The 26,613-nt window shown below is 46.0% G+C and carries 27 protein-coding genes and 1 tRNA gene; 8 read left to right on the forward strand and 20 right to left on the reverse strand.

Translation table 11 applies throughout. The features are described from left to right. Position 1: 1 nt before the first annotated feature. The 13 genes from flgL to K6Y21_RS08810 form a co-directional block, all read right to left on the reverse strand. A complete protein-coding gene (gene flgL / locus K6Y21_RS08750; protein WP_233071460.1) occupies positions 2 to 1,225 on the reverse strand; it encodes a flagellar hook-associated protein FlgL in 1,224 nt (407 codons plus the stop codon). A gap of 6 nt (positions 1,226 to 1,231) precedes the next feature. Beyond that, a complete protein-coding gene (gene flgK / locus K6Y21_RS08755; protein WP_233071461.1) occupies positions 1,232 to 3,232 on the reverse strand; it encodes a flagellar hook-associated protein FlgK in 2,001 nt (666 codons plus the stop codon). Positions 3,233 to 3,368: 136 nt separating this feature from the next. Continuing rightward, entirely contained in the window at positions 3,369 to 4,427 is a 1,059-nt protein-coding gene (gene flgJ / locus K6Y21_RS08760) for a flagellar assembly peptidoglycan hydrolase FlgJ (RefSeq protein WP_233071462.1), read from the reverse strand. 10 nt (positions 4,428 to 4,437) lie between these two features. Continuing rightward, positions 4,438 to 5,535, reverse strand: coding sequence for a flagellar basal body P-ring protein FlgI (locus K6Y21_RS08765; protein WP_233071463.1), 1,098 nt, complete (start codon positions 5,533 to 5,535; stop codon positions 4,438 to 4,440). 15 nt (positions 5,536 to 5,550) lie between these two features. Next, the gene (gene flgH / locus K6Y21_RS08770; RefSeq protein WP_233071464.1) at positions 5,551 to 6,240 is read right to left on the reverse strand and encodes a flagellar basal body L-ring protein FlgH; all 690 of its coding nucleotides are present in this window, start codon (positions 6,238 to 6,240) and stop codon (positions 5,551 to 5,553) included. 10 nt (positions 6,241 to 6,250) lie between these two features. After that, positions 6,251 to 7,039, reverse strand: coding sequence for a flagellar basal-body rod protein FlgG (gene flgG, locus K6Y21_RS08775; RefSeq protein WP_233071465.1), 789 nt, complete (start codon positions 7,037 to 7,039; stop codon positions 6,251 to 6,253). 26 nt (positions 7,040 to 7,065) lie between these two features. After that, complete coding sequence (gene flgF, locus K6Y21_RS08780) at positions 7,066 to 7,812, reverse strand: flagellar basal-body rod protein FlgF (RefSeq protein ID WP_233071466.1); 747 nt, start codon at positions 7,810 to 7,812, stop codon at positions 7,066 to 7,068. A 137-nt stretch (positions 7,813 to 7,949) separates the two neighbouring features. Next, entirely contained in the window at positions 7,950 to 9,293 is a 1,344-nt protein-coding gene (gene flgE, locus K6Y21_RS08785; protein ID WP_233071467.1) for a flagellar hook protein FlgE, read from the reverse strand. Between the two features lie 40 nt (positions 9,294 to 9,333). Further along, positions 9,334 to 10,122 (reverse strand): flagellar hook assembly protein FlgD, encoded by a 789-nt coding sequence (locus K6Y21_RS08790; protein ID WP_233071468.1) that lies wholly within the window; start codon positions 10,120 to 10,122, stop codon positions 9,334 to 9,336. A gap of 10 nt (positions 10,123 to 10,132) precedes the next feature. Continuing rightward, entirely contained in the window at positions 10,133 to 10,555 is a 423-nt protein-coding gene (gene flgC, locus K6Y21_RS08795) for a flagellar basal body rod protein FlgC (RefSeq protein WP_233071469.1), read from the reverse strand. Between the two features lie 2 nt (positions 10,556 to 10,557). Next, entirely contained in the window at positions 10,558 to 10,953 is a 396-nt protein-coding gene (gene flgB, locus K6Y21_RS08800) for a flagellar basal body rod protein FlgB (protein WP_233071470.1), read from the reverse strand. A 211-nt stretch (positions 10,954 to 11,164) separates the two neighbouring features. Continuing rightward, on the reverse strand, positions 11,165 to 12,019 hold the full coding sequence (locus tag K6Y21_RS08805) for a CheR family methyltransferase (RefSeq protein ID WP_432757985.1): 855 nt from the start codon (positions 12,017 to 12,019) through the stop codon (positions 11,165 to 11,167). A 17-nt stretch (positions 12,020 to 12,036) separates the two neighbouring features. Then, positions 12,037 to 12,954: a chemotaxis protein CheV gene (locus K6Y21_RS08810; protein ID WP_233071471.1), complete on the reverse strand. Its 918-nt coding sequence runs from the start codon at positions 12,952 to 12,954 to the stop codon at positions 12,037 to 12,039. A gap of 234 nt (positions 12,955 to 13,188) precedes the next feature. Here K6Y21_RS08810 and flgA point away from each other — a divergent pair, with 234 nt between their 5' ends. The 3 genes from flgA (at position 13,189) to K6Y21_RS08825 (ending at position 14,697) form a co-directional block, all read left to right on the forward strand. Beyond that, positions 13,189 to 13,869 carry a flagellar basal body P-ring formation chaperone FlgA gene (gene flgA / locus K6Y21_RS08815; protein WP_233071472.1) on the forward strand — a complete coding sequence of 227 codons (681 nt, stop codon included), beginning with the start codon at positions 13,189 to 13,191 and terminating at the stop codon, positions 13,867 to 13,869. 73 nt (positions 13,870 to 13,942) lie between these two features. Beyond that, positions 13,943 to 14,263 carry a flagellar biosynthesis anti-sigma factor FlgM gene (flgM, locus tag K6Y21_RS08820; RefSeq protein WP_233071473.1) on the forward strand — a complete coding sequence of 107 codons (321 nt, stop codon included), beginning with the start codon at positions 13,943 to 13,945 and terminating at the stop codon, positions 14,261 to 14,263. Beyond that, entirely contained in the window at positions 14,263 to 14,697 is a 435-nt protein-coding gene (locus K6Y21_RS08825; RefSeq protein WP_233071474.1) for a flagella synthesis protein FlgN, read from the forward strand. The genes flgM and K6Y21_RS08825 overlap by 1 nt, the downstream gene beginning before the upstream one ends. Before the next feature lie 52 nt (positions 14,698 to 14,749). Here K6Y21_RS08825 and K6Y21_RS08830 read toward each other — a convergent pair. After that, positions 14,750 to 14,826: transfer RNA gene (locus K6Y21_RS08830), tRNA-Arg, on the reverse strand. A gap of 66 nt (positions 14,827 to 14,892) precedes the next feature. Beyond that, positions 14,893 to 16,053, reverse strand: a complete 1,161-nt coding sequence (locus K6Y21_RS08835) for a flagellar assembly protein T N-terminal domain-containing protein (protein ID WP_233071475.1) — start codon at positions 16,051 to 16,053, stop codon at positions 14,893 to 14,895. Positions 16,054 to 16,447: 394 nt separating this feature from the next. Between K6Y21_RS08835 and K6Y21_RS08840 the strand changes: the two genes are divergently transcribed. Both K6Y21_RS08840 and K6Y21_RS08845 read left to right on the forward strand, forming a co-directional pair. Further along, complete coding sequence (locus tag K6Y21_RS08840; RefSeq protein WP_233071476.1) at positions 16,448 to 17,284, forward strand: FlgO family outer membrane protein; 837 nt, start codon at positions 16,448 to 16,450, stop codon at positions 17,282 to 17,284. Positions 17,285 to 17,298: 14 nt separating this feature from the next. Continuing rightward, complete coding sequence (locus tag K6Y21_RS08845; protein ID WP_233071477.1) at positions 17,299 to 17,751, forward strand: LPP20 family lipoprotein; 453 nt, start codon at positions 17,299 to 17,301, stop codon at positions 17,749 to 17,751. A 454-nt stretch (positions 17,752 to 18,205) separates the two neighbouring features. On the opposite strand, the gene K6Y21_RS08850 is transcribed toward K6Y21_RS08845, so the two are convergent. After that, positions 18,206 to 19,522 (reverse strand): hypothetical protein, encoded by a 1,317-nt coding sequence (locus K6Y21_RS08850; protein ID WP_233071478.1) that lies wholly within the window; start codon positions 19,520 to 19,522, stop codon positions 18,206 to 18,208. A gap of 580 nt (positions 19,523 to 20,102) precedes the next feature. Between K6Y21_RS08850 and K6Y21_RS08855 the strand changes: the two genes are divergently transcribed. The 3 genes from K6Y21_RS08855 (at position 20,103) to K6Y21_RS08870 (ending at position 22,499) form a co-directional block, all read left to right on the forward strand. Beyond that, complete coding sequence (locus tag K6Y21_RS08855) at positions 20,103 to 20,930, forward strand: SDR family oxidoreductase (RefSeq protein ID WP_233071479.1); 828 nt, start codon at positions 20,103 to 20,105, stop codon at positions 20,928 to 20,930. A gap of 321 nt (positions 20,931 to 21,251) precedes the next feature. Continuing rightward, positions 21,252 to 22,148, forward strand: coding sequence for a TraB/GumN family protein (locus tag K6Y21_RS08865; RefSeq protein WP_233071481.1), 897 nt, complete (start codon positions 21,252 to 21,254; stop codon positions 22,146 to 22,148). A gap of 201 nt (positions 22,149 to 22,349) precedes the next feature. Beyond that, positions 22,350 to 22,499, forward strand: a complete 150-nt coding sequence (locus K6Y21_RS08870; protein WP_233071482.1) for a DUF3149 domain-containing protein — start codon at positions 22,350 to 22,352, stop codon at positions 22,497 to 22,499. Between the two features lie 47 nt (positions 22,500 to 22,546). Here the strand turns inward: K6Y21_RS08870 and cobC are convergent, their stop codons facing one another. The 4 genes from cobC to cls form a co-directional block, all read right to left on the reverse strand. Continuing rightward, positions 22,547 to 23,161 carry an alpha-ribazole phosphatase gene (gene cobC, locus K6Y21_RS08875; protein ID WP_233071483.1) on the reverse strand — a complete coding sequence of 205 codons (615 nt, stop codon included), beginning with the start codon at positions 23,159 to 23,161 and terminating at the stop codon, positions 22,547 to 22,549. Next, positions 23,143 to 23,931 (reverse strand): adenosylcobinamide-GDP ribazoletransferase, encoded by a 789-nt coding sequence (gene cobS, locus K6Y21_RS08880; RefSeq protein ID WP_233071484.1) that lies wholly within the window; start codon positions 23,929 to 23,931, stop codon positions 23,143 to 23,145. Before cobS ends, cobC begins: the two co-directional genes overlap by 19 nt. After that, positions 23,924 to 24,955, reverse strand: coding sequence for a nicotinate-nucleotide--dimethylbenzimidazole phosphoribosyltransferase (gene cobT / locus K6Y21_RS08885; protein ID WP_233071485.1), 1,032 nt, complete (start codon positions 24,953 to 24,955; stop codon positions 23,924 to 23,926). The genes cobS and cobT overlap by 8 nt, the downstream gene beginning before the upstream one ends. A gap of 138 nt (positions 24,956 to 25,093) precedes the next feature. Then, positions 25,094 to 26,575 (reverse strand): cardiolipin synthase, encoded by a 1,482-nt coding sequence (gene cls, locus K6Y21_RS08890; protein WP_233071486.1) that lies wholly within the window; start codon positions 26,573 to 26,575, stop codon positions 25,094 to 25,096. Positions 26,576 to 26,613 lie beyond the last annotated feature (38 nt).

Below are 26,613 nucleotides of genomic sequence, written 5' to 3' on the forward strand. Positions count from 1 at the left end.
TTTAGATGTATTCAAAAAGTGACAAGTTAGTCACCTTATTAAAGGTTGAGTAAGCGACTTGCATCGCCATCTCTTGCTGAGCTAGCTTTGCAGACGCCTCTGCATAGTCCGTTTCAGATAGCCTCGCTCTTGCCTCTTGGTTCAATATGTCAAACGATGAGTTTGATGCTTCAACCCGTTTCATTGTGTTAATCCTTGAGCCAATTTCGCCTATGACACCTAGCACTGAATCAGCCGTATTTTTAAGACCCACTGCCACATCTTTTAGAATGGGCTGGAGGTCTCCTTGGCTCAGGGTAGGATCAAGCAATGCGGTTTTAAAATCTTCCAAATGATTGAGTACATTTTCATTTGAGGGGGCATCAAGATCTATCTGTGCTGTCGTACCCGCTGCACCATCAAGTGTTATTGCCATACCGGCAAACTCAATTGCCTCCCCCGGCACATAATTGCCAGTTACCGGAGGCGATAGCGGCAAACCGCCCGCATCACGAATTTCATAAGTGTCTGGTGTGCCGGCCGTGGTGATAATGTTGAGTTGACTGGATGCTGGGTTGGCAAAGTCATAATTGGCTTTGTGGTAATTATCGAATTGCTCTTGAGCCGTGATATCAACGGTCATATTCCCTGCCGATGGCACCCCACTGGCGGTATAACGCGCTGGCACTTTTTCAAAAATATTTAATCCAGAGTCCCCTTGTTGCACAAATACACTGGGTGAAATCTGGATTTGATTGGTCAGGCCATCACCTTGGAACACATAACGGCCGGTGGCGGGATCTTTGGCAAAGGATTGCGTGCTGGACTGACTACCTGAAAAGATAAAGTCACCACTGGCGTTGCGCGCATTCATTAAGTCATAAATTTCGTTTTGTAAGCCTTCTACCTCGGTCGCAATAGATGCCCGCTCTTGGCTCGAAAGAGTACCGTTGTTAACCGAAATGGCTAAAGTACGCGCTCTATCAATGGCAATTTGAATCTTATCCAGTGTCGATTCTTCGACACTTAATGCACCTGTCACTAAGGTGGAATTTTTTAAGTATTGTTTATTTGACTCTATCACCTCAGATAATCGGTTGGTTTTGGCAAACCCCGTCGGATCTTCTGATGCCAACTGATAACGCTGGCCACTGGTGAGTTGGTTTTGAGTTTTAACAATATTGGCCGTGCTGCTGGCCATGTTGGCCGTGCTGGCATTAAAAATCTGATTAGTTGAGATACGCATTGGTTACTACCTCACCGAATTTAATAAGGTATCGAACGTGCTACGAGCCGCGCTCACTATTTGTGCTGCAGCGCTGTAAGACTGTTGAAACTTAAGCAAATTTGACGCTTCTTCATCGAGGTTGACACCCGATACACTCTCGTGCCAATTGGTACTCTGGTCTAACTTAGCCTGAGAAGCTTGCGCGGCGACGATCGCATTGCCCGTACGCTCACCTATGCTGGATTGCATGCGCGAGAAACCTTCATGAAACGTCATTAAATTGTCGCCAGTGGCTATGACGTTTTTACGCATCAAGCTTTGGTTTTGTAAATCAGCCATTTTTAGACCGTTACTGTTATCAGCAAAGCCATTATTGTTAAATGCGATGGAAAACGTTTCGCCGTGCAGTGGTACGCCCGCAACACTGATTTCATACCCGGGATCAGCAATGGCCGGCGTTGCATTGGCCAATAAATTTTCTCCGGTTCCCGGCGGGCTGGTCACACTCCCCAATAAATTTGGCGGCGAGTTGCCGTCGTATATTTCATAAACCGTATTGCCTGAAGAAGTATTGATCACGACTTGTTGTGGCGCCGCAGGGAGTAACCCAGTGCCTGCAACCGTATCAAAAGCGTAGGTGTCGGTGGCAGTGATCCCTTCTAGCTCAATTTTGGCTTTACTGGTATTGGTTGCGCTGGCATCAACACGGATCGGCGAAGCCAGTGCCAACTCTTCTGGACGAACCATGCTAATGTCAATTAAGTCTGCGGCATCCAAAGTGGGTTGAATTAAAAACTTGTCTCCGGCGACATAGGGCGGCGGATCAAAGTCAAACTTCAAGCCATGACTTTCAATCTCAATGTTAGGAAAGGTTCCCGTGATCTCCGACGCTGGAATTTGCGTGCGTTGGTTATTCTCTAAGGCATACACTTCAAAAGTATTCGCCCCCGTCATGATCACTTCGTAATCACCCGCGGTGACCGAGCTGCCAAAGCCCGCTAAAAAGCTACTGGTTATCCCTTTTGCTGGATCGGAATTATTGGCGTAGTTATGTGACGTAGTGATGGGCAACTTAAAAATATCACCACCAATATTGCCGTCGAGATCCATGCCCAATCGGTTTTGGGTGTTAAACGCATCGGTAATGGCAACGGCCAACTGCCCCATGCTGTTTCGCACCTTGCTAATTTCATCATCACGAAAATCAAATAAGGCCCCAAGCTTGCCGCCCGCGGTGGTGCCATTAATGCCCACACTGACCCCCGCAATGCTGTACTGCAGATCACTTTTTCTGCCGTCTGGATTACCAGGCACAAGACTGAACTGTGAATACTCGATACCAGTGACCAAAGGATCGCCATTGCGTAACATCACTTGCACCGAGCCACTCTCGCCATCAATCACGGTGATATCGACTTTTTCCGCTAATAACCGCACGGCTTCGTCACGATGATCTAGCAAGGCTCCAGAAGCACCGCCAGGTAAGTTATTGGCTTGCATAACTTCTTTGTTAAGCTCTCCCAAGTTTCTGACTAACGCATTAATTTCAGAGACTTCAGTGCCAATTTCATTGTTAACGGTTTTTTGTTGTTCACTGTAGTTTTTCGCCAGCATGTTGTACGTGCTAACTAGGGCTTTTAGCTCCCCGAGCATGAGCTGGCGAGTATCAAGAGACGTAGGATCATCGTTAGCGGTATGAACCGATTGAAAGGTTGCATCAAATGCACTGCCTAAATTATTGGCTTTATCGCTCATCATGGCATCAGTGCGCTGCAGTTCGAAGCTCATGGCTTGAGCGTAGGCATTAACGCTGGTATCACGGCGCATTTCAGCTTGAGCAAACTGATCAAGAACGCGGCGATCAACCACACGCGCCACACCCGCGTTAAATTGCTCTGACACCGCAATATTGCGTTGACGGGTATAGCCTTCCGTATTTATGTTTGAAATGTTATTACCTGTGGTCGCCAGCATGCGCTGAAACGCATTAATGCCGGATGTACCAATTTGTAATAAATCTGCCATAACAACCTCAATCTTCTATTGCTGGCGAAGGGAGTGTCGGATTCCCCTCACTGCTCGCTGACTATTGAAGTTAATGCACGAAGTGTGCCAAAAATTTATTCAACACAAGACGACCCATTACAGGCAGTTAGCTGATTTAAATATGTGACTCTACCCGTTTTAGTACGCTCATGACTTTGTCAGCGTAGCGCGGGTCGGTGGCATAACCGGCTTTTTGCAGTTGGCGCATAAACCGCTCAGGATCCGCAGTGGTTTTTAAGGCATGCTGATAGCGGGGGTTTTGTTGTAGGAAGTTGACGTAATCGGAAAAACTCTGTTCAAAATCTTGATAGACACGAAATCTGGCTCGCTCAGTCACCGCAACACCATCGTAATACTCTAGGGTATCCTTATTCGTGTGCGCCCCCTGCCAACGTCTGTCCGCCTTGATATTAAACAAATTGAAGCTGGAATCTTGATTGGTGGTTTGAATGACTTTTTTACCCCAACCCGTTTCGAGTGCCGCTTGCGCGACTAAAATGGCAGGATTAACACCGAGGGTTTTTGCCGCTTTTTTAGCGAACGGCATTAAAGATTGTACAAACGAAGCTGGGCCGTCAAATTGCACAGCTTTACTTTGTATTCGCTTACTTAAATCCGCCTCAGATAGCGCAGCATTAAGGGCCGCGCTCGTGCCTGCTTGGCTTTCATTAGCCAGCTCTGCCACGCGAGGTTTAGGAAAGCTGCGTCTAAGGGGGACACTAAAGGTGGTGGTCTGCCCTACTTGGTCAGTTATTTGACGCTCAGACTCGGGTTGTTGGCCAGCAAAAGTCTGCAGCATATCCAGGCCACTGGGCATCTTCAAGGGGCTCCCCTCTTCACGACGACTATGACCATAAGTAGGGTCTAGCTGGCGGGTTAACACCTCAGCTAGCCCCATGGTACCCGATTGACTCAACTCTAAAGAGAGTTGCTGATCTTGCATTTGGCGATAAAACTTAGTGTGGCGATTATTAAATGGGCTATCCGTCTCAAACGCTTCGTTTGCTTCGCGCATACTCTTTATCAGCATCCCTGTAAACATAGCCTCAAATTGTTTGGCTACAGCTGAGAGGGTCCCTTTCTCGTCTTTTTGCGCAGCTTCACGCAACGAGTTCAGGCTTTGCACATCATAATATGCACTGGCTTGTAAATGAGTTGGCAATGACTTATCCATGATCTCACCACTAAATAATAATTAGCTCACCTTGTAGCGCACCCGCTTGTTTTAGCGCTTCTAGAATCGCCATTAAATCACCCGGTGCTAGGCCTACTTGGTTAACTGCTCTGACCAATTGATCTAAGCTGACGCCTGGATCAAACTTAAACATGCGACTGTCTTCTTGGGTAATGTTAATCGTACTGTTGTCAGTCACGACGGTATCACCACCAGCCAATGCATTAGGCTGCGAAACCGTTTGTGCTTCGGCAATGGTCACTGAAATACCACCATGGGTAATGGCCGTCGGCAGTAATTTCACATCTTTACCAACAACGATGGTCCCGGTTCTTGAGTTAACAATCACTTTGGCGTTTTCAGATGCTGGCTCAAAATCAAGGTTTTCCAAGGTCGCTAAATAAGACACCCGCTGCGATATATCCCTTGGCGCATAAACCCGAACCGAGGTCGCATCCATTGGCTTTGCAGTATTTGGGCCAACCAGCTCATTAATACGATCTGCCATGCGTTTCGCGGTGCTAAAGTCAGGACGATTAAGGTTAAAGGTGAGGTAGTCACCTTGGCCAAAAGGTGATGCAATCGCCCGCTCCACAATAGCGCCATTGGATATGCGCCCTACGGTTGGCGTATTAATAACCACTTTCGAGCCATCGGCCCCTTCTGCACCTAAACCGCCCACGACTAGGCTGCCTTGTGCTAATGCGTAAACGTTACCGTCTACCCCCTTTAAAAAGGTTTGCAGCAATTCCCCGCCGCGCAAACTTTTAGCTTCACCGATAGCAGACACAGTGACGTCAATTTTTTGACCAGGCTTAGTAAACGCAGGCAGCTCAGCCGTGATAGCAACGGGAGCCACATTCTTGATCTTGAGCTTCACGCCCGCAGGCACATTAATGCCAAAATTACGCAACATGGTGGCAAAAGACTGCTCTGAAAACGCACTGCTCTTCTCACCTGTGCCGGGTAACCCCACCACAAGGCCGTACCCCACTAGCTGGTTTGAGCGCACACCTTCAACAGAAGACACATCTTTAATTCGGACACTGTGCGCACTAATGCTAAATAACAAAGCGCTGCAAGTAATCAAAGCAAGTAAGCGTTTCATAATGCGGTCCTTAGTTTAAAGTGGCCAGTATGGGCCATTAAAGAATTTGGTTAACCAACCTTGGCGCTGTGTATTAGCAAAGTCGCCAGTGCCACCATATTGAATGCGGGCATTAGCAATGCGCATCGATGATACTGTGTTGTCGCTGGACACATCTTGTGCGCGCACTATCCCAGTTAAGCGAATAAATTCATCACCGTTATTGAGCATCAGCCATTTTTCACCGCGCACGACCAAGTTACCATTGCTCAGTACATCGACCACGCTGACCGAAATATTGCCGTTCAGACTGTTGCTTTGGTCCGCTTGACCTTGACCACTAAAGTCACTGGTTTGTGCAAGTCCTAACTCAATCGGGTTGCCACCAATTTTCGCGACACCGCCAGGAATGGTGACCTGATCCAAATTAAAGTTATTGCTTTTATCCAAATCAGACTTGGCTTTCTTTTTCGCCGATGTTTTCTCTTCTAGGTAAACGGTAATAATATCGCCAACCCGGTGAGCCTTAATATCGGAGTACAAGTTATTGGCATATTGTTCTTGGAAAAGTGACCCCGTTTGTACCACTTGAGTTTCAGGATCAGGTGGGATCACGGGCGCGAAAGCGGGATCATTCTTAACCGGATCCGTGGGTAGCGATGTACAAGCGGCAAGGGACAAAATGGCCAATGACAAACTTACTTGTTTAAATGCGTACTTATTCATAATCATCTCCTTACAGCTGCTGACTCACGAACGACAACATTTCATCAACGGACTTAATCACCTTAGAGTTCATTTCATAGACGCGTTGACTCTCAATTAAATTAACCAGCTCTTCGGTTACGTTGACATTAGACGTTTCCAGGGCGCCTTGAACCAAGGAGCCAATACCATCATTACCTGGCACGCCTTGTAATGGCGCACCACTTGAGCCTGTTTCTAAGTATAAATTTTGCCCGATGGGCTCAAGGCCTGAAGGGTTAACAAAGTCCGACAGGTTTAACTGACCTATCACTTGTGCTTCTGCTTGCCCTGGCACTTGCACCGACACCTCACCGTCTTGTGAAATAGTGATGGATTGTGCATCTTGAGGGACCTGAATTTCTGGCTGTAATGGGTAGCCTGCACCTGGGGTCACTATGGTGCCCTCATCGTTCAGCATAAACTGCCCATTACGCGTGTAGGATGTGGTGCCATCTGGCATCAAAATTTCAAAAAAGCCACGGCCATCGATCATGATATCCAAGGAGTTATCCGTTGTTAGGATATTGCCTTGATCAAAGTTTTTCTGTGTCGCAACCACTTTTGAGCCTGAGCCAACCATCAACCCAGAAGGTAAACGCGTATCTTGTGAAGAGCGGCCACCCGGCTGATTAATGGTCTGATAAAGCAGGTCTTCAAAAATCGCTCTGCTTTTCTTAAACCCGACCGTGCTTGCGTTTGCTAAGTTATTGGATATGGTGGCAACATTAACTTGTTGCGAATCCAGTCCTGTTTTACTTATCCATAGAGCGGGATGCATAAGCGCCTCCGTTAAATTATCTGCGATTAAATGATGCGAAGCAGGCTATCTGACGCGCGGTCAATATCTTCTGCGGTTTTCATCATTTTGATTTGCATTTCAAATTGACGCTGTAACGTCATCATATGCGTCATCTCTGAAGCCGCGTTCACATTGGAGCCCTCTAAAGCACCTTGAACCAGCTCTACCCCAAAAGCGGCCGCTTCTGGCTGTCCGTCTGTGCGGCGAAAATAGCCATCTTCACCACGCATCAAATTTTTGACATCTGGGTTCACCGTTTTAATGGTGGCAAGCTCTTCCATTGCGTTAGGCGGCGCACCCTCCGGACGAATTTCAACCATGCCATCACGGCTGATTTCAATCTTCTCAACGGGCAAAGGAAAAATAATGGGCGTGCCATTGATGCCCAGCACCGAGTTCCCTTTCATGTCCTTAAGCTCACCAGTCACATCGATAGTTAACTTGCCATTGCGGGTAAACATTTCTTCACCAGATGGACTTTGCACGGCAATCCAACCTTGACCATCGACGGCTAAATCCAAGTTGTTACCGGTGCGTTGCAACGGACCTGCTTCAAAATTCTGCGACGCTGTTTCGGTTAACGAGAACACCCGAGTGGGCAAACCCGGGCCAAACGCTTGCATTGATCGCGCTTGCTCTAGATCCGATTTAAACCCAGTTGTATTCACGTTAGCCAAGTTGTTACCACGAACCGCAATTCCGTTCATGTTTTCTTTGGCGCCCGACATGGCGATATAGAGTAAATTGTCCATTTGCGTACCTTAGTCAATTCTCCGGCAGTTCGCCGATAACCGATTTCATAAGGGATATGATGCAACCATAATGCCAACTTTTAGAAGAGCAAAAAAAGGCCGCAAGATGCGGCCTAAAGGAGAGCGAATACTGAATGTTATCGGATCTGTAAGATCGTCTGTTGTAAGGTACTGTTGACTTCCAAGGCGCGGGAGTTGGCTTGGAAGTTACGTTGGGCACTGATCAAGTCGACCAGCTCCCCCGACAAGTTAACGTTAGATTGCTCGATGGCCGAAGAGTTAATTTTACCAAAGGTACCATTGTTACCTTCACCGGCAATGGGCTCACCTGAGTTTTGCGTCGCTTGCCAAGAGGTGTCACCAATTTGCGCTAAACCTTGTGTGTTATTAAATTTGGCAACGGCTACCTTACCCATGTATACCGTTGAGCCATTACTGAACGTGGCTTTCACCAATCCATCAGACGCGATATCAATCCCTGTCAATTTACCGACGGTGGCACCGTTTTGTGATAAAGCAGAAACTTCAAATGGCGCACCGTATTGAGTTGGGTTGTTAAAGTTAAACGTCAAGGTTTGCGTTGGATCGGCACCATTAGTTGAACCAAGGGCCACCGTGGTAATCGGAGATGGCGTTGGGTTGGTTGCCGGCGCAGTGGCTGGCGCAAGCTGACCATCGGTACCAAATACCATGCGAGCCGAGTTTGGAATGGTTGGGTTTGGGTTACCGACACCTGGTGTATTTGCCGTACCACCCGCAATATCCACAGGAGCGCCATCTACATAGGTTAATACGTCCCATGAGTTTTCAGCAATCACAGGTGGCCCCACAGGATCGGGAATACGTTTCACGAAATAAGTTTGCGCCACATGGGGCTCACCTAGCGAGTCATAAACCGTGACGGATGTTGACGAAGTATAGGTATCAGGATTAGTCGGATCAAAATCGGCAATATCATGCTCACTGCCACCTGAGGGTAAGTTGAACGACATATCAATTTGGTCTGTTTTTGTCGGAGAGCCAACACTGGTACTGATTTGCAGTGGGCGAGTGGCAGCCATACTGACCGAAGAGGGATTACCTAATTGATCCACAGGGTAAGCCTGCAAGTATTGACCACTGGCATTCACGACATAATTATCCGCGTTAAGGTTAAACGCCCCTGCACGAGTGTAGTTTCGCGTTAGGGTGACCGTGTCTTCAGCGGTAACAAAGAAGCCTTCACCCGTAATAGCAAGGTCTAATGCGTTTTGTGTAAATTGCAAGCTCCCCTGATGAAACTGCTGGGCGACTTGCGCTGTTTTCACACCGTTACCCGAGTTGGTTTTAGCGTTAGAGAAAATCGATGTGGCATAGACATCGGCAAATTCTGCTCGCGACTCTTTAAAACCAAACGTGTTGACGTTAGCTATGTTATTAGCGGTAACATCAAGATCTTTTTGTGCCGCATTAATGCCGCTCAAAGCAATATTAAAAGACATAACTACTCTCCTATTTCAATCTTATTGTGGCAAGCTAAGCTTAAATGCCCATTTGCGCTCTAAGGCGCGCTGCTGCTTGCTCAACCGTGTCACCCGAGTCTGTATCCGGTGTTTCTGGTTTCGTTACTGGTTTAGATGTTCCCACTTGAGAAACCTCAAGCACATCGCCTAACAACACGCTGCCAATACCCTGCAAGTTTAATACCACACCGTTTTTACCGCCGGCTAAGCTAACGCTTTCAACATGGCCGTAATTCGCTGTCGGTAAATCAACGCTTTCGCCATTGACTCTGGCATTGGCTTTCACTTTGTAATTGCCGGGCGGCATCATTTCGCCGGCTTCATTGGTGCCATCCCAGCTGTATCTAACATTACCGGCCGGCTGATCATTCATGCGAATCACCTTGACCAAGTTACCCTTGTCATCTTCCACACGAATGGTCAGGTTTTGCATAGGCTGGCCTGAAATGGCGACCCCTTCGAGGGATTTGCCTTCAGCAAGGTGGCCTTGATCGGTCGGTACTAAGACATTGCGCCCCACTAACCCTGACGCCTGTAACGCTTGCGTCGAGCTCATGATGGTATTCATGTCCTCAAACTGTTTACCCATATCGGCAATGCCTTCAGCGGTAGTAAATGAGGCCATTTGCGCCACCATTTGAGCATTATCAACCGGTTTAAAGGGGTCCTGATAAGCTAGCTGCTGGGATAGCAAAGAAAAGAAATCTTCTTGATCTAGCGATTTTTTATTGGCTTCGGCCGCCTTTTCGGAAATGCTTTTTTCTTCCCAGTAAAGTCCATTGGCCGAGACATTATTAACCGTACTCATTTAATGCCTCCTACTGGCTTTTGCCCAACTGCAATGTTTTGGATAGCATTTGCTTTGCCGCATCCGCTATCTGCACATTGGTTTGGTAAGAGCGCGAGGCGCTCATCATATTGGCCATTTCTTCAACGACATTGACGTTAGAACGATAGATAAAGCCATTATCATCCGCCATGGGATGCTCGGGCATATACTCTTTCGTCAATGGCGCTTCACTTTCTACCACACCAAGTACCTTAACTTTTACATTGGCACTTTGTTGGCCTTGGGCCTTACTCAGCTCTGCCGCAAAGACCGGATGGCGAGCGCGGTATGTTTTATCCACGCTACTACTGACACTGTTGGCGTTCGCTAGATTACTGGCGGTGGTGTTAAGCCTGACAGATTGTGCGCTCATCCCTGATGCAGAGACGTCTAATACTCTGAATAAGCTCATAATTATTGTCCTTTAATCGCTTTCTTAAGGGAGGCAATTTTACTGTTTAAAAAGCTCAAACTGGCCTGGTATTCCATCGAGTTTTGCATAAACAAGTTACGCTCTACCTGCACTTCGACCGTATTGCCATCACCGGTATCAGGTTGGGTGGGAGTACGGAATTTGATCCCCGGCTGCATGTTACTTTGCATCGAGAAATGACGCATATTGGTTTTATCTAAAGAGAACCCACCACCTGATTTAGCCGCAGCAAGGGCATCGGCAAAATTAATGTCTCTTGCTTTGTAATTTGGTGTATCAGCATTGGCGATATTGCTGGCTAGCATTTCAGAGCGCCGTGCACGTATGCCTAATGTGTGCTGATGGATACCCAATGCATTGTCAAAATTTATGGCCATAAGTCCTCCTGCCTATCTGATAAATACAAAGCAAACAGCATGCCAAAAATACGTTTTAGAAGCAGCAAAATAGGAAAAGCAAACAAACCACACTAAACCACTGAATATAAATAAAAAAGTAAGGAACCTTTACATTTTCAATGGGGTAATAACGCACAAGGAGGAAAGGGAAGATAGAAAAAAAGCGGCAACTTGCCGCTTTTCAAGGAGGCTAGCGACGTGCCGCAGGCGCTTTAAGTTTATAGACAATGCCGGGGTTACAGCGGATCATATCGTAACGATCCGTTAAACCTGTTAGCGACTCAGATGCCCCTAACATTAAATACCCACCCGGGTTTAGGGCATTAGCAAACTGGTTGAGAATTTTTGATTTCACTTCAGGCGAGAAGTAAATAAGTACGTTGCGGCAAAAAATAATGTCAAACTTTCCGAGTAAGGTATAGCTGTCCAATAAGTTAAATGATCTGAACGACGCCAACTTTTTGACTTTCTCAGAGATTTTCATCCGACCCGAGCCATCATTAATGGCCTCAAAAAATTGACGCTTACGCTCAGGAGAAAGGCCTCGAGCCAAAGCAAGGGAGTCATACTCGCCCTTTTTACAATGCTCCAACATGGCACTGGAAATGTCTGTCCCAAGAATTTGTACACCATGGGGCATCGCACCTGGCTTCTTCATCTGGTATTCCAAGGTAGACATGGCAATAGAGTAAGGCTCTTGCCCCGAAGACGACGCAGCGGACCAGATTTTAAGAGGACGCTTATTAGCACTCAATTCCGGATACAGTTTATCAACCAGCAACTGAAAGGGATAGGTATCTCGAAACCACAGGGTTTCATTGGTGGTCATTGCATCTATCACCGAGGCCCTGAGCTCTCGCTCACGAAAACTCATCGAACGCTGGATCAGCTCAGGTAACGAGTCAACCTTAAATTGGCTCATCAATGGCGATAAACGGCTTTTAACTAAGTACTGTTTATTTGCCCCTAAAACAATACCGCACTGAACTTCAAGAAAGTCAGAAAATTGTTTATAAACTTCGTCAGACAACATTTTAGCAGTCAAATCAATGCCCTTAATTCTTAACTATTTACAGCTTCTTTTACCGCACTTGCTAGTTCGTCTGGGTTGAACTTAGCAATAAAGTTATTCGCCCCTACCTTGTTGACCATGGCTTGGTTAAACACCCCACTCAACGAGGTATGTAAGATAATATGTAAGTCTTTCAATGCTGGGGTCGCTCGAATCTCAGCCGTTAAGGTGTAACCGTCCATTTCTGGCATTTCAATATCAGAAATGATCAGCGCAATTTGGTCGGTAATCGGGCCATCTTTGGCCATTTCTTTTAGCATTACCAAGGCCTCTCGGCCATCTTTAGCCAATAAACATTCCACCCCTAAAGAAGTCACGGCTTTTTTCACCTGATTACGCGCCACACTGGAGTCATCTGCCACTAAAATTTTACGGCCATGCACTTTTTCACTGGTATCGGGGGTCTTTAACTCTTCACTGACGTCGGTATTCACCGGAGAAATTTGATCTAATATTTTTTCAACATCAATAATTTCAACTAGCTCATTGTCAACCTCGGTGACCGCAGTCAAGTAACTGAAGCGCCCTGCCCCTTGAGGTGGCGGCATGATGGACTCCCAATTCATATTGATAATACGTTCAACGGAATTGACTAAGAAGCCCTGTACAGAACGGTTATATTCAGAAATGATGATGAAACACTTGGATAAGTCTTCGATTGGGCGGCCGCCGGTGGCCAAGCTCAAATCAATCACCGAGATGGTCTTGCCTCGAATGTGCGCGACACCGCGGATAACAGGGTGCAATTTGGGCATAGAAGTTAAAGGCGGACACTGTAATACCTCTTTTACCTTAAACACATTGATACCGTAACGCTGGCGTCCCATCAGCTTAAAGAGTAACAACTCTAATCGGTTTTGCCCTACTAGCTGGGTCCGCTGGTTTACTGAATCAAGTAATCCTGCCATAACTGTCTCCGTTTATCATACGTTCGCACTCGAAAAGCCCACAACCTTGCGCACTGGCATCGAGTTTGCTTCTATCTTTGTCTAAGCCCATGCAACCTCGCTTCATTGGTGAGTTTAGTTGCAAAGCACAAATTGCATGAGTTAAGTTTAAACCTTAAATCAAACCTAAGTTGAAAATTTCAGCTTAATATACTGATTTTTTATGTCCCAACTTATATCGACCCTAGGAGTAAAATGCTAAAGCAATTAATTATTTTATTATGCAGTTTAGGTATTTATCAGGCTTTTGCTAGCCCTAACCCACATTTAATGATAGAAAAGATGGCAGAAGATGAAGTTGCCGCACAAATTCAGTCGCCAGCCAATGGAAAAGTGGGCATAGTTGCATCACCTTTAGATACCAGAATAAACATCGCGCCTTGCCAACAGCCGCTCAACGCCAACATAGTGAATGGCAAAATTAATAAAACAACAGTGGTAAAAGTCAGTTGCGATGATGCTGCTCCTTGGCATACCTATGTGCAAGTACGAGTCAAGATAACCAAGCCCGTTGTGGTTGCTTCACAATTACTGGCACCGGGGGCACTCTTGTCCGAACACAATATCTTTATCGACTTTGTAGAAACGCAAAATATTCGTGGTAACGTGATCGATGACCCGACTTTATTGTATGGCGTTAAAGCCAAACGCCGGATCCCCAAAGGCCGAATGATCAAAATGCGTGACGTTTGTTACATTTGCAAAGGTGATAATGTCGTGATCAAAGCTCAAATGGGTAACCTTGAGATTAAAACCAATGGCATTGCGATTTCAAGTGCCTCCTTGGGCCAAACAATCCGCGTAAGAAATACCCAAACCAATAAGATAGTTGTGGGTAAAGTGACCGGGGTAAGCGAAATGGAAGTAAAGTTATAATTTCTGCTAAAGTTAATTCAGCTCCTGCCGATATGATATAGTACCGGGATCTTAATCTAGATAGGTTGTTATTATGGCTATAAATATGAACAACGTTGGCAACAGGGCCAACTTGCAAGTTGAGCAAAAACAACAGAAACAAGAGCAGCTTGCTAAAGCGACCGAGCAAGCGCCAAGCCGTCCTGCAACAGGCAAGGATTCGGTTTCACTCACACCTCAAGCTCAAGCTTTTAACAGCCTTAGAAAAGAATCTTCTGAGACGACGATTAATAAAGAGCGTGTTGAAACACTCAAAAAAGCAATTCTTAACGGCGAATACAAGATAGATGCAGACAAACTAGCCAAGAATATGACAGAATTTGAGGCTAAATTCGGCCAATCATTTGGAATTTAATGACTGTAACTATCACTCAACTCCTTGAGCAGCAACTGACTCATACCCAATCGTTAGTCGATCTGATTAATGAAGAGTATGAGACGCTGATAAACCGAAATCCTGAACGCCTTGACCAACTCGTTCAGCAAAAACAAACGCTATTACAGCAGGTAGAAGCACAAGACAAACACATTCAAGCACACCCCGATGCTGCGCAATTGGGCGATGAATCCAACACAGAGATCCAAGCCCTATTGAGTGAGATAAAAACCGCATTCAATACCTGCCAGCAACAAAATGCCATAAACGGTGAGATAATCGAAATGAGCTTGCGTACAACCAAACACCTCACCAGTGTGTTAAACCAAGCAAAAGCAGCCAACTCTTTGACTTATAATGCAAAAGGCAAAACACAAGGAGGCAGTGCTTTAGGTAAAGGCATTAAGGCGTAAGCCCTAAGGTTAACGTTCTACTGCGCGTCAATACTCGAGTACTTTCATGAAATGGCGCTTCCTACAGGAATCGAACCTGTGACCTACCCCTTAGGAGGGGGTCGCTCTATCCAGCTGAGCTAAGGAAGCGAAAGTTTATTATATACAAGCATTTAGTATATTTAAAGCCAACCCGATAATTCACCCGACTCGCGACTATTCGAGTAAAGCAAAGTCGTTAAGCTGGATGTTACTGGCCGGCATGGAGCCTTTTGCCTGCAACACCGCTGAGTCTTTATACAACTCTACAACCTGAGTTGTTATTGCACTGTGCTCTTGTCTGAATCTGGGTATTCCAAATTGATCCGTATAGCTGGAGTTGTGCGATAACTTAATAGCTTGGCCGATTTTCAAGCCATTGGCACTGCCTAAATTTATCTGCACTAAATCGTCACGTACAGCGACTATCTTCGCGATGGGTTGCTGACATTCTAAGGTTAAACTGGTGTTTACCAGTACATCATCCATCACTTTCACTAAACGTTGGCCATAGGCCGATGCCCAAAACTGTTTTGATGATAAATCGACTTGGTGCTGGCGAGAGTACTCCCAAACGACACGCTCGCGATAATGGCGCGTATCAAGTAATTCACCTGTCATGCCATCAAAAAGATACGTCGTCAGAAAAAAGTTTCGCGGGGCTTGTTTCTCTACCAAATCAAATACGCTCGGCTTTTCACGCTCAAGGGACACATCCGAGATACTCCCTAGCATAACGAATTGACTATCCGTACGACTGGCTATGGCCATGACTTGCTCTCTAACGGCTTGATGACGGGCATCTAATAGATTGGGATCAAAATTAACATTTTGATTAATGTATTGGCGAATATTAAAAGCATGAGTGTGCAGCTCTAATAAATTGTTTAATTTACCGGTGAAAACCGTATCCAAATTAAATAGCCCACCGTCACTGGCTTGCTCTCGATTGTGAAGCTTAAATCTAACCAAAGCTAAGGATTTGGCGTATTTTTGTTGTTTACAAGCTTGCCCTGAGTCAGGCATCACGTCGACATGAATATCCACGTAAAGGGTATCGTCTTCAATGCGTTCACTGGTGAGTTTAATACCTTGAATTTCACCACTGCCTGATAATGCAACCTGCTGAGAAGCTAATACGCCATTCTCTATCTGCTGCAAACTACTGATAGAGGCGCCAGAATAAAGTAAGGCTTGGCGCACGCCATCCTTGATGGCATTGTCTCTGGCCTGCTCCACATCTCCATTAACGATCGGGGCTTGCCCCTGCGCAGCAAACCAAGCGGCTTGGCAACTGAACGCCATTAACAAAGTCAGTAGGCCCAATATTTTTTTCATCACATCAACCTTAGTTAGCTTGATACACCCTAGGAACAAGGGAATCGATGCAAAGATCACGCCAACAAACTATCTCGAGTCAACCCCACCATTAAGCCCCTTGCAACTAGCCTCTAAACAGCCTCTCTTTTATCAAATTGGATCTACACCTCCCATTGTCGTTAGTCTATTTATTGCGCCAACTTGCTCTATTTATTGCATTGGTTGGTCTATTTTTTGCATAAAACATACTTAATTGCATCGTCGTGGTGTTAGGGCCTATCCAACAATGAAAATTCACGTTAACCATGGATTCAAGAAAATGCCCTAAAGGTCGATACTTAAGTTATCAAGCACACAAAACCTGTGCCGCTTTGGTGAAATGTGCCTAAGCGATTTGGAATTGGGAGTTAACATGTTAAAAAGTAGTGTATTCATTTGCCACACTAGCATAGTGATAAGTAGCTTATACCTCGCCGGTTGCACCACCACAAGCGAATCAAGTACTGTCGTTGTCGATCCCAATAAAACCCAAATGGTGATTGTTGCCGACCAGCGGCAAAATGCTGCCACTGGGCAACCTAAAGTAATTTATACCAATCAGAACAGGGCTAATAGCACTGCAACGGCGGCCTCCGTAGCCCAAAGTCAATATTATGGCGGTTTTGTTTCCCCCGGTTATCGCAGTTGGAAACAAACACCCAAACAGCGTGAGGCCATGCCCGGGGATCGCGCATTGGAATTAGATTACATTATCCGCGGTTTAGCCGATCAACTTGCTCTCAATCGCGATCCCAACGCCAGTAAAACCCCCATAGCCGTTACTTCCATCACCAATATGGATGATTTACAAAATACCAATTGGCTAGGACAAGCTATTTCAGAAGCCTTTATTCACGAGTTACATATTCGCGAATTGCCGGTGATTGACTTTAAAACCACAGGCAAAATAAAAGTCACCCCCGAAGGAGATTTTGTATTTAGCCGTGAGTGGGATCAACTTCGCAGTAAGATCCCCGTTTATCGTGTTTTCACTGGTACCATGTCAAGAAATGATGAGGGTGTTATCGTCAACGTCAGAACCATTAATATGCAATCACTGCTGGTGGAGTCAACTGGCCGGGCATTCATTCCCAATCGCTTACTGGTGGGCGCCAAAAACAGCCTTAATCCAGCAAAAAATGACGGCTATATTCAACGTCACAGCGTCCCCACCGGAGTGGCAGGACGTACCGTTGAGTTTGTTAAGTAATACGGGAGACGCCTATGATTAAGTCAGTACCTTTACTCGTATCACTGCTGGTAGCGGGATGCTCTAATGTTGCCAATACCCATATCGAGTATGAAACCGTTAAACCAGAGCAATTTCCAACCCTGATCGCCGTTGGCTATGCCCCCATTGAGCTGCAACCCGGAGCGAACAAGCAACAAAAAATGCTCAATGCCATCCGAGCATCTAAAATTGATGCATATCGAGAGCTTGCCGAACAGGTTTACGGCCTAAAAATCAGCAGTGGCAACAATGTCAACAGCTTTGTCATGGCCTCAGACAGAGTGAAAGCACAGGTAGATGGACTAATTAAAGGGGCACGGGTGGTACAAAGCTACCCCGTGGGTGAAATGTACGCAACCGAATTAGAACTCGATACCGAGCAATTATATTACCTGAATCAACTGCAAGCCCCTGCGCAAAAAATCAAAAAAGTCACTTATTACTAAACCCAACAAACTCCCTACCATATCACAGCGCGCTGTTTTTTATCCTAGAAGCGCGCTTATCTCTACCCCTGCTCAACCAGATTAACAAACTTGTCCTTGGCAAGGGGGTTGTGCCCATCAAATCACGTTCAGCAAGTAATGCAACAAAGTGCATCTTAGTAGTAAGTTGATCCCTGTATTTGATTATCCATCGTGTCATACAAGGCATTTATCACCACTAACAAAAATCACCCCATCATGGCTGACATCAGCGCGAAATAATGTGCGAAGGAATATGATTAAGCAAGAGTTGGTTATAAGCGTAGAGGGGACTGCAATATCAAACGAAATGGCAAAGTGCGGCGCTAAACCTTAGTGAGCGGTCTCTTTAATAGTGCAATCACATCAGTTTAACACAGGCATAAAAAAACCCAGCCTAAGCTGGGTTTTGCTACTTACTTTTCAACCTATTAGATTATAGGAAGTTGTAAGGTACGATGATTTGGAAACGTACGTCATCACGCTTGTAGTCAGCGTTAGCGTCTAGGTCACGCTCTAGGTGAGTAGCGTGTAGACGGATAGTAGCGCCTTTTAGAGCACCACGTGGTACTGAGTAACCGATAGTACCGTTAACTGCCCACTCGTTATCCCATTGGATAGCAGGAGAGTTTGACTCACCAGTATCAGAACCGTTAGCTACGATAACACCAACGTATGCGAACCAACCGTCAGCGAAAGAAGTAGATGCGCGGTTAGACCATGCAACTTGACCGTCTTGGTTCCAGTCAGATAGTGCATCCCACCATTGACCCCAAGTACCGTTGTTAGAGCCGTAGCCACCAACTGTACGAGGTGCGAACTCTGCGCCGTTGCTAGTAGATGTGTAACGTAGTTGAGAATCCCACGTCCAGCTAGCTACAGGCATAGCGAATTGTAGACCGTAGTGAGCACCGTAACCGTCGTAATCAGTTTCAGAATCAACACCGTAAGTGTCAAAACCTAGGCTCATGCCGTTGTCGAACGCGTAGCTAGCAGCAAATTTGAATGACGTGTTGTCATCTGCATTAGTGTTAGCTAGGTTTGCTTGGCCAACACCCATGTTTAGAGAGATGCCGTTGATGTTACCAGTTAGGCCTAGAGAGTGTAACCAATCAAAAGAGTTCTTACCGCCTTGGTGATTATCTTTCTCAGTTAACTGCCAAGGAGCTGTGAAGTAATCAGCACCCATGTAGCCTAGTGTCCAAGCATCGTTGATTGCCCAAAATGCTTTAGCACCACGGTAAGTACCAGGTACGAAAGACCATACGTTACCGATAGTACCTACGCCGCCTTGGATAAGACCAACTTCACCAGAGATAGGGCCAGACTTAAGTTTGATAGCAGCAGTAGTTAGCTTGAATGTACCGTTACGGTCATCAGCTTGGTTCCAGTTATCACACTGAGAAATCTCAGCACAACCGCCACGGTTGTAAGCAGAGCCTGAGAAGTAACCCGCTAGGTTAAGACCAACAGTGTCTTTGTGGTAACCAGATTGGAAACCTAAGATGATGTTGTAGTCAGTGTAGTCTAGGTCAGTAACAGTCTCAGCTGATGGATCTGCACCCCAACGGTTCTTGTTAGTACGGTAACGAGTATCAGTTACACCAACAACAGAAAGAGTTGCACCTGTGATGAACTCGTTTAGTGCTTCAGTGTACTTGTCACCAGCAGCACTTTCTTCAGCAGCCATTACGTTTGCAGACATAGTTGCTGCAGCAGCAATAGACAGTGCTAATAGACTTTTCTTAAACATTTGTCGCTCCTTGAATATAGACTCAGCGTTTTAAGTCAACCCCTTTTAATTCACCATTCCAGTGAACCTGAGGTTTTTTTCTTCATAAAATGTGACTAACACAGTCACAAATTCTTTTTCGCGATGTCACAAACCTATGTGCATTGCTTTATGGAATTTTATACTACCTTCGCATTGCAAATTATCAATCTAATTTACTAAACGATAACTAGAAAACAGAGTTTGATCACAAAAATAAATTGAACTTTTTTGAAACAACTTTAAAAACATAGAGTTAAGCAAAAAAGGAAGAGATAAAGAACAATCTTAGGACAGAAAATCAAGCTTAATTAGACAAGGACGCCATCAACTAGACCTAGCATATTTAGCTTAACGCTTTTAAAATCAGGGCATTGTCTCACAGCGCGCTATCTGAACACTAGCTGAATCAACCTGCTACTTTGATAAGTTTTTAGCTGGTTTGGATTATAACTTGATATCTAAAACAGGCAACTTTTCAGCGCGAATTATGTTTGACAGTTTGAGTTAGCTCGAACTTTTGCTTACTTATCACTCTATTTCACGGCTATAAAGGAACCCAATGCGCCCTATTATTCTGATTACCGGCTGCTCAACCGGTATTGGCTTATATTGTGCCAAGCAGCTCGCTCAAGCAGGTTATCAGGTTTTCGCAACAGCGAGAAAACCCGACGACCTAAACCAATTAGCTCAGTTAGGCTGCCACCCTGTCTATATGGATATGACAAAAGAAGACTCTATTACACAAGGGCTAGAGCAAGTACTCGCAGCGACCCATGGCCGTATTGATATCTTGTTTAATAATGCGGCCTACGGCCAGCCTGGTGCGGTGGAAGACTTACCCACGTCAGCATTGCGTCAGCAATTTGAGACGAACTTATTTGGTTGGCACACCCTAACTCGCGCCGTCATTCATGTGATGCGCCAGCAAGGGCAAGGGAAAATCATCCAAAACAGCTCAGTGCTTGGATTGGTCGCCATGCCATATCGCGGCGCATATATTGCGAGTAAATTTGCACTGGAAGGGCTCACCGATACCCTACGTCTAGAGCTTCGAGGCTCAAATATTAGCATTAGTCTGATTGAACCCGGCCCCATCACAAGTCAGTTTCGTGCCACTGCCCTCGCGGCATTTAAACAACATATTGACATAGAAAAGAGTGTGCATGCCCCTACATACCAACAGACCTTGCAACGCCTCGGCGCCAGCAAGGGCGAAAACCGCTTTACACTTGGCCCCGACGCTGTTTACAAAGCATTAATCAGCATCATCAACAGCAAACAACCCAAAGCCCGTTATTATGTCACCACCCCTACTTCGGTATTTGCTATCTTTAAACGCATTTTACCTCATTCATGGCTTGATTTTTTGCTCAGTAAGAGCGCTTAATTTGGGCCTATTGACCTTTGGTGGTTAATTTTTGTTAGAGTGGGAGGCACCCTGTCTAAAAGCGTTTTGGGCAAGGCGAGCAGTGTGTAGCTTAGCATTAAGTAAATACTGCTCAACGATGAACAAAACGCTTTTAGCCGAATCCGTAGGACAGCGTTTGTTGGTCATTTCTACTGCGTTAGTGCCTTTTTGCATAGTTGACTATGCTACAAAGATGCTGCCCACAACGATTGTTTTGTATAAATACCCAACAAATCGCTGCAAAAACAAGCTCCAAAGATAAACAGGCCCTCGTGTTAACGAAAACTTAAGGATCACATTTTGAATTTAAAACACGCCTTCATATCCATCTTCACATTAAGCATCAGCTTTTTTAGCGCCGTTAGCCTTGCTCAATCTCAACCGGCATTTTGGACGCTCACTAAGGAAGGCCATGCGCCACTCACCATACTTGGCTCAATCCATGTGGGTACCGATGCCCTCTATCCGATGCCCCCTGTGTTAACAAAAGCCTTCTTAAATGCCACCACCTTAGTGGTTGAAGTTGACACGCTTAACATGCCTGCCAACGAAATCAAAGCCACCACCCAACTGATTAATCTACCCAATCAGCAAAAACTCGCCGACGTGATGCCCATTGAGCAATACCGAGCGCTAAAAGCCACCTTAAAAGAATTAAATCTCAATGTCCCTAGGGTTAAATCCATGCAGCCTTGGTTTGTGATCATGACGGCCATGCAACTCAAACTCAATAAAATGGGCTATCAGGCCGACTTAGGTATCGATGTGCACTACCTTAAGCTTGCTCAACAACAAGCTAAACCCGTGATGCAACTTGAAAACGTTCAAAAGCAACTTTGGTACCTGTCACAAATTGGCCAACACCAGCCCAAGGCCATCGAAACAGGCCTGAAGGAGTTAAGTGAGCTAGGTCAATGGGCACCCAAGATGTTATCCCATTGGGCAAAGGGTGAACTCGTCGCACTGCATACCTTACTCACCCCCACAGAGCAACCGGATCCTGAACAGGATATCTTTAGCCAAATCATGCAAGAGCGAAATCAAGATTGGCAACAGCAATTACTTAAGTTACCCGCAGAGCAAAGTGCTTTTGTTGTGGTGGGCGCTTTGCACCTTACCGGCAGCCATAACTTGATTGAGTTACTTGAACAACAAGGCTATCAAGCTCAGCGCCACTCATACGCAGCACAGCCATAAGCCTGAATCTCTTGCCTCTAGCCCAATGCATTACACTCGCAATCGATGGGCTAGATAAATGATGTGATGCACTAAACAATCTTTGTCTACACCATTGCGACAGCAAGGAAACAGGCGTCCTTGTTTGATCAGGATCATCACATCAGGACACAAAGCTTTTTACACTTTGTTTACTTTGTTCAATCACAGCAGGTAATACAAATGGAACTTTGGATGGATTTACTATTTGGCAATCCCATTGGTTTAGCGTCAATGGCCGTTATTGGCACAACAATCGGACTATGTACCTTCTATGCTATCTATTTTATTGTAAAAGTCCGTAACGCTAAACCACCGGTTGAAGGCCATTAAGATGGCCAATAAGTGTTGAAGTTGAGCTCGCCCATGGCCGGCTCAACTTAATCATCTATCAGCTGAACTGAATTAAGGTGATTAACCCGGTTTAAATAACACAGCTGTTGATAATCACCGTCTATCACGAGTTTGGTTATTGAACCATATTCCAGTTTAATTTTTACACTCTGCTCAATGGGGCAAGCCAATAAATGAGCCACAATTGAGCGGATCACACCCGCATGGGTGACCAGCGCTATGCGTTGATTAAGCCTGTGCGCCACTAATTGCTGCCAAGCTTTCACAACACGTAAATCAAATTGCGCTAAACTTTCCCCATTGGGCATTGAAAAATGCAACAAGTCTCGTTGCCATGCTTCTACCTGCTCTTGACCAATCTGTTGCCAACTTTTACCTTCCCAATCACCAAAGTTAAACTCTAACCAAGCGGGATCTGGCGAAAATGTAAGCTCACCTTGAGCCGCAATCTGCTGCGCCAAACGAAAGCAGCGCTTGGCAGGACTGGTGATGATCTGTTGACAGTTTTGCTGTTGCAGATATGTCGCAATGGCATCTGATGCTTGAACAAATCCTTCACCGACATCCAGATCCAGTCGGCCATAACAGATGCCACTGGCAACTTCGGGTTTGGTATGGCGTACTAAATAGCATTCCAACATGTCGCCCCCAGAACCACATAGACGATAGCTTCACTGATTTGCTGACTTGCGCCTAAACAATCGCCAGTGATCCCGCCCAATACGCTTTTAAACCAACGATAAAGGCCATAGGTCAGAACGGCCATCACCACGACTAAAACAAGCACTTGCTCTGGTTCAATCAGTAACAAGGGCACGGCAGCAAATAAGGCTGCTATCACTAATTCGGTTCGGGTTAATTTAAGCTCAGCCGCCCCCACTTTACTGTCAGCTTGTTCGCGGACATAAGGCAACCCGGTCATTAACAGCAAAGGAACAAAGCGGCTTAAACTATGACCAAGCCACAAACCAAGCAATAACTGGGGTAATAATAATAAAGATTGGTACTTTAATAGCAGCAGTAAACATAACCCGACGCTGGCATAGGTGCCAACGCGAGAATCTTTCATGATCGTTAAGATGGCCTGTTGGCCATAGCCACCACCAAAGCCATCACAGGTATCGGCAAAACCATCTTCATGAAAGGCCCCCGTCAACCAAATAGTGGCTATCATAGATAACAATATGGCGATGGATGGGTCAAAAAATGGCAAGGTCACCACACAAACCAATGCAGCAAAGCCCGCCACAAGCCAACCAATTAAAGGAAAAAAAACATTTCCCCTAATTAAATCATGACTATCAAAGGCCATGTTACTAGGCCAAGGGATGCGGGTGTAGAAGGTAACGGCGTGGATCCAGCGTCGCCAAATTTGATTTCCTCGCCCCCCTACGCCTGTTGAGTTAGACATTATCGACGCCAGCTGATTCAAACGAAGCCATTTCATTGATGAAGTTAATGGCTGAAACCAATAACGGATATGCCACTGCCACGCCCGACCCCTCACCTAAGCGCATATCGAGGTCCAATAGCGCATCAACCCCCATGGCCTTCAGCATTTTTTTGTGGCCTTGCTCTTTCGATTTATGGCAAAATACCGCGTATTGCAAAAAGTAAGGTTCCATTTTACTGGCCACCAGCGCCGCACTGGACGCAATAAAACCATCAACCAACACCACCATTTTAAGCTCAGCCGCTTTAAGCATCGCTCCACACATCATGGCAATTTCAAACCCGCCCAGCTCAGCTAACACTTGTTGTGGAGTCAGCTTAGTGCCTTTTAACCGTTTTAGGGATCGGTTGATCACCTTGGTTTTTTGCTCAACACCGGCTTTGTTCAATCCAGTGCCTGCACCGCTACACTCTTCGGCCGGTAGTTTAAGTAACTTGGCCATGATGGCCGCCGCAGAGGTTGTGTTACCTATGCCCATCTCACCAAAGCCAATCACATTTGCCCCGCGTTGATGACGATCAGCCACCAATTCAGCCCCTTTTAATAGGGCTTGCTCACATTGTGCCAAGGTCATCGCTGGCTGCTTGGCAAAGTTGGCGGTTCCAGGGGCAATCGAGGCATTGATTAATGCATTATCTTCCGGTAGCACCCCATTGACGCCAGCATTGACCACACGAAATTCAATACCGTGCTGGCGACAGAAACAATTAATTGCCGCTCCGCCTGCAATAAAGTTAAGCACCATCTGCACAGTGACATTTTGCGGAAATAAACTTACGCCCTCGGCCACCACACCATGATCAGCGGCAAAAACCAGCATTTGAGGCTTGTTTAATTCAGGGGTCAATGTTTGTTGGATACGACAGATCTGAAATGCCAGGGACTCTAACTTACCTAGGCTACCTTGAGGTTTGGTCTTGTTATCTAAACAAGATTGGATAACCTCATCCAATTGAGATTCAAGTGCAGAAATAGTAAACATAGCAATAAGGGTTCAAAAAAGAGGCCACTATATCCCACCCCACATTAAAAAACAGGGGTAATGGCGCTAAAATAGTGCGAAATCAAGTAAATTACTGCCAGCCCCCTCCCTTACTCGCCATGTTCAACACGGCCAGAGCTAAAGGATAGGACTAAATAAATAAAACACGTTTTCGAGAAAGCGATTAATTGTCGGTCGTTGACGCCACTGTTGTAAGTTTAGTTTTTGCGACGCTAGCATATACTGCAATTGAAGGTTTAATACCTTACCTGCAAATTCGGCATCATCGACCAGCATAGTGACCTCAAAATTCAGCCAAAAGCTACGTCTGTCTAGATTCACCGTTCCTACCAGCGCCACGCACTCGTCGACCACGATGCTTTTAGTGTGCAATAGGCCGTGTTGAAACTTGTAGATTTCAACCCCCGCACTGAGCAGTTCATCATAAAAAGCACTGGCCGCGTATTTCACCATCAAGGAATCATTTTGCGCTGGCAATACAATTTTTACCTTAACACCACGGTGCGCGGCAGCTTGTAATGCTTTATGCAAACTGTCATCGGGCACAAAATACGGTGTAGTAAGCACCAAACTGTGTTTCGCTTGGTAGACCGAGGTTAACAATAATTGATGGATACAATCGCCACCAGGGAAGGGCCCTGATGGGATCATTTGGACTCGATCACCACAGCCACCGTGATGGGTGTCCTCGGCTTTATACTCAGTAAGCAAGCGCTCACCTGTTTCTAACTCCCAATCCCAGCACAATAACGAGTTAATCAAGGCAACGGCCGGCCCTTCAATGCGAACCATGACGTCAATCCACTCCCCCACCCCCGCATCTTGCTTAAAAAAGCGTGGGTCGACCACATTCATGCTACCGGTATAGGCCACCTTTTCATCAATGCACACTAATTTTCGATGCATGCGTAAGTCTTGGCGTTGGAAGAACATACGCAGTGGGCCGCTTTTCAATACTTCGACCAGTTCCACCCCGGCCGCGCGTAATTCATCGGGCATTTCAGAGTCGAAAAAGCCTTTGCTCCCAACCGAGTCGAGTAACACCTTACATTCAACCCCTCGCCGCGCTGCCGCGCACAGCGCATCTGCCAGCTGATCGGCCAAACCGCCTAGGTGCCAGATATAAAATTCCAAAATACAGGAATGCTCAGCCTTGTTCACCTTGTCAATCAACTCAAGTAGGATGGAGTCTGTGTTATCTAACAAGGTTAAGTGATTACCCGACACACTGGGCATCCCCAGTAAACCCTCGATTAAATCATGCATCGGCTGCGCGGTGTCACTGACCACTAAGGCACTGGCGGATTGTTTGTCGGAAAAACGCTCAATGGCTTGTTTAAATGGGCGATACATAGCGCCTGCACGTAGGGCTCGCTGTTTACCGAGGTTTAACTCACCAAACAGAAAGTAACAAGCCACCCCGGCAAAAGGCAGGGCATAAATAATGGCCAGCCAAGAAAGGGATATCCCTATCTCACGGCGCTTCATCACCACGCGCAGTGAAACAGAAATAATAATAAAACCATGTAGCAGCACGGCGCCCCAGGCAAGAATATCTCGCCAAGAAGCGCCTAGCCAATGAGCGGCAGTCTCTAACACCTCATTTCCCTATTCCATTATGACAACTCAGTGTTAAT

Origin of the sequence: Motilimonas eburnea (assembly GCF_021295345.1) — a bacterium.
GTDB classification, from domain to species: Bacteria; Pseudomonadota; Gammaproteobacteria; order Enterobacterales; family CBDFNC01; genus Motilimonas; species Motilimonas eburnea.

Coding starts and splice junctions, on each gene's coding strand:
- flgL (WP_233071460.1), bottom strand. CDS start 1,225: ATGCGTATCTCAACTAATCAGATTTTTAATGCCAGCACGGCCAACATG.
- flgK (WP_233071461.1), bottom strand. CDS start 3,232: ATGGCAGATTTATTACAAATTGGTACATCCGGCATTAATGCGTTTCAG.
- flgJ (WP_233071462.1), bottom strand. CDS start 4,427: ATGGATAAGTCATTGCCAACTCATTTACAAGCCAGTGCATATTATGAT.
- K6Y21_RS08765 (WP_233071463.1), bottom strand. CDS start 5,535: ATGAAACGCTTACTTGCTTTGATTACTTGCAGCGCTTTGTTATTTAGC.
- flgH (WP_233071464.1), bottom strand. CDS start 6,240: ATGAATAAGTACGCATTTAAACAAGTAAGTTTGTCATTGGCCATTTTG.
- flgG (WP_233071465.1), bottom strand. CDS start 7,039: ATGCATCCCGCTCTATGGATAAGTAAAACAGGACTGGATTCGCAACAA.
- flgF (WP_233071466.1), bottom strand. CDS start 7,812: ATGGACAATTTACTCTATATCGCCATGTCGGGCGCCAAAGAAAACATG.
- flgE (WP_233071467.1), bottom strand. CDS start 9,293: ATGTCTTTTAATATTGCTTTGAGCGGCATTAATGCGGCACAAAAAGAT.
- K6Y21_RS08790 (WP_233071468.1), bottom strand. CDS start 10,122: ATGAGTACGGTTAATAATGTCTCGGCCAATGGACTTTACTGGGAAGAA.
- flgC (WP_233071469.1), bottom strand. CDS start 10,555: ATGAGCTTATTCAGAGTATTAGACGTCTCTGCATCAGGGATGAGCGCA.
- flgB (WP_233071470.1), bottom strand. CDS start 10,953: ATGGCCATAAATTTTGACAATGCATTGGGTATCCATCAGCACACATTA.
- K6Y21_RS08810 (WP_233071471.1), bottom strand. CDS start 12,954: ATGGCAGGATTACTTGATTCAGTAAACCAGCGGACCCAGCTAGTAGGG.
- flgA (WP_233071472.1), top strand. CDS start 13,189: ATGCTAAAGCAATTAATTATTTTATTATGCAGTTTAGGTATTTATCAG.
- flgM (WP_233071473.1), top strand. CDS start 13,943: ATGGCTATAAATATGAACAACGTTGGCAACAGGGCCAACTTGCAAGTT.
- K6Y21_RS08825 (WP_233071474.1), top strand. CDS start 14,263: ATGACTGTAACTATCACTCAACTCCTTGAGCAGCAACTGACTCATACC.
- K6Y21_RS08835 (WP_233071475.1), bottom strand. CDS start 16,053: ATGAAAAAAATATTGGGCCTACTGACTTTGTTAATGGCGTTCAGTTGC.
- K6Y21_RS08840 (WP_233071476.1), top strand. CDS start 16,448: ATGTTAAAAAGTAGTGTATTCATTTGCCACACTAGCATAGTGATAAGT.
- K6Y21_RS08845 (WP_233071477.1), top strand. CDS start 17,299: ATGATTAAGTCAGTACCTTTACTCGTATCACTGCTGGTAGCGGGATGC.
- K6Y21_RS08850 (WP_233071478.1), bottom strand. CDS start 19,522: ATGTTTAAGAAAAGTCTATTAGCACTGTCTATTGCTGCTGCAGCAACT.
- K6Y21_RS08855 (WP_233071479.1), top strand. CDS start 20,103: ATGCGCCCTATTATTCTGATTACCGGCTGCTCAACCGGTATTGGCTTA.
- K6Y21_RS08870 (WP_233071482.1), top strand. CDS start 22,350: ATGGAACTTTGGATGGATTTACTATTTGGCAATCCCATTGGTTTAGCG.
- cobC (WP_233071483.1), bottom strand. CDS start 23,161: ATGTTGGAATGCTATTTAGTACGCCATACCAAACCCGAAGTTGCCAGT.
- cobS (WP_233071484.1), bottom strand. CDS start 23,931: ATGTCTAACTCAACAGGCGTAGGGGGGCGAGGAAATCAAATTTGGCGA.
- cobT (WP_233071485.1), bottom strand. CDS start 24,955: ATGTTTACTATTTCTGCACTTGAATCTCAATTGGATGAGGTTATCCAA.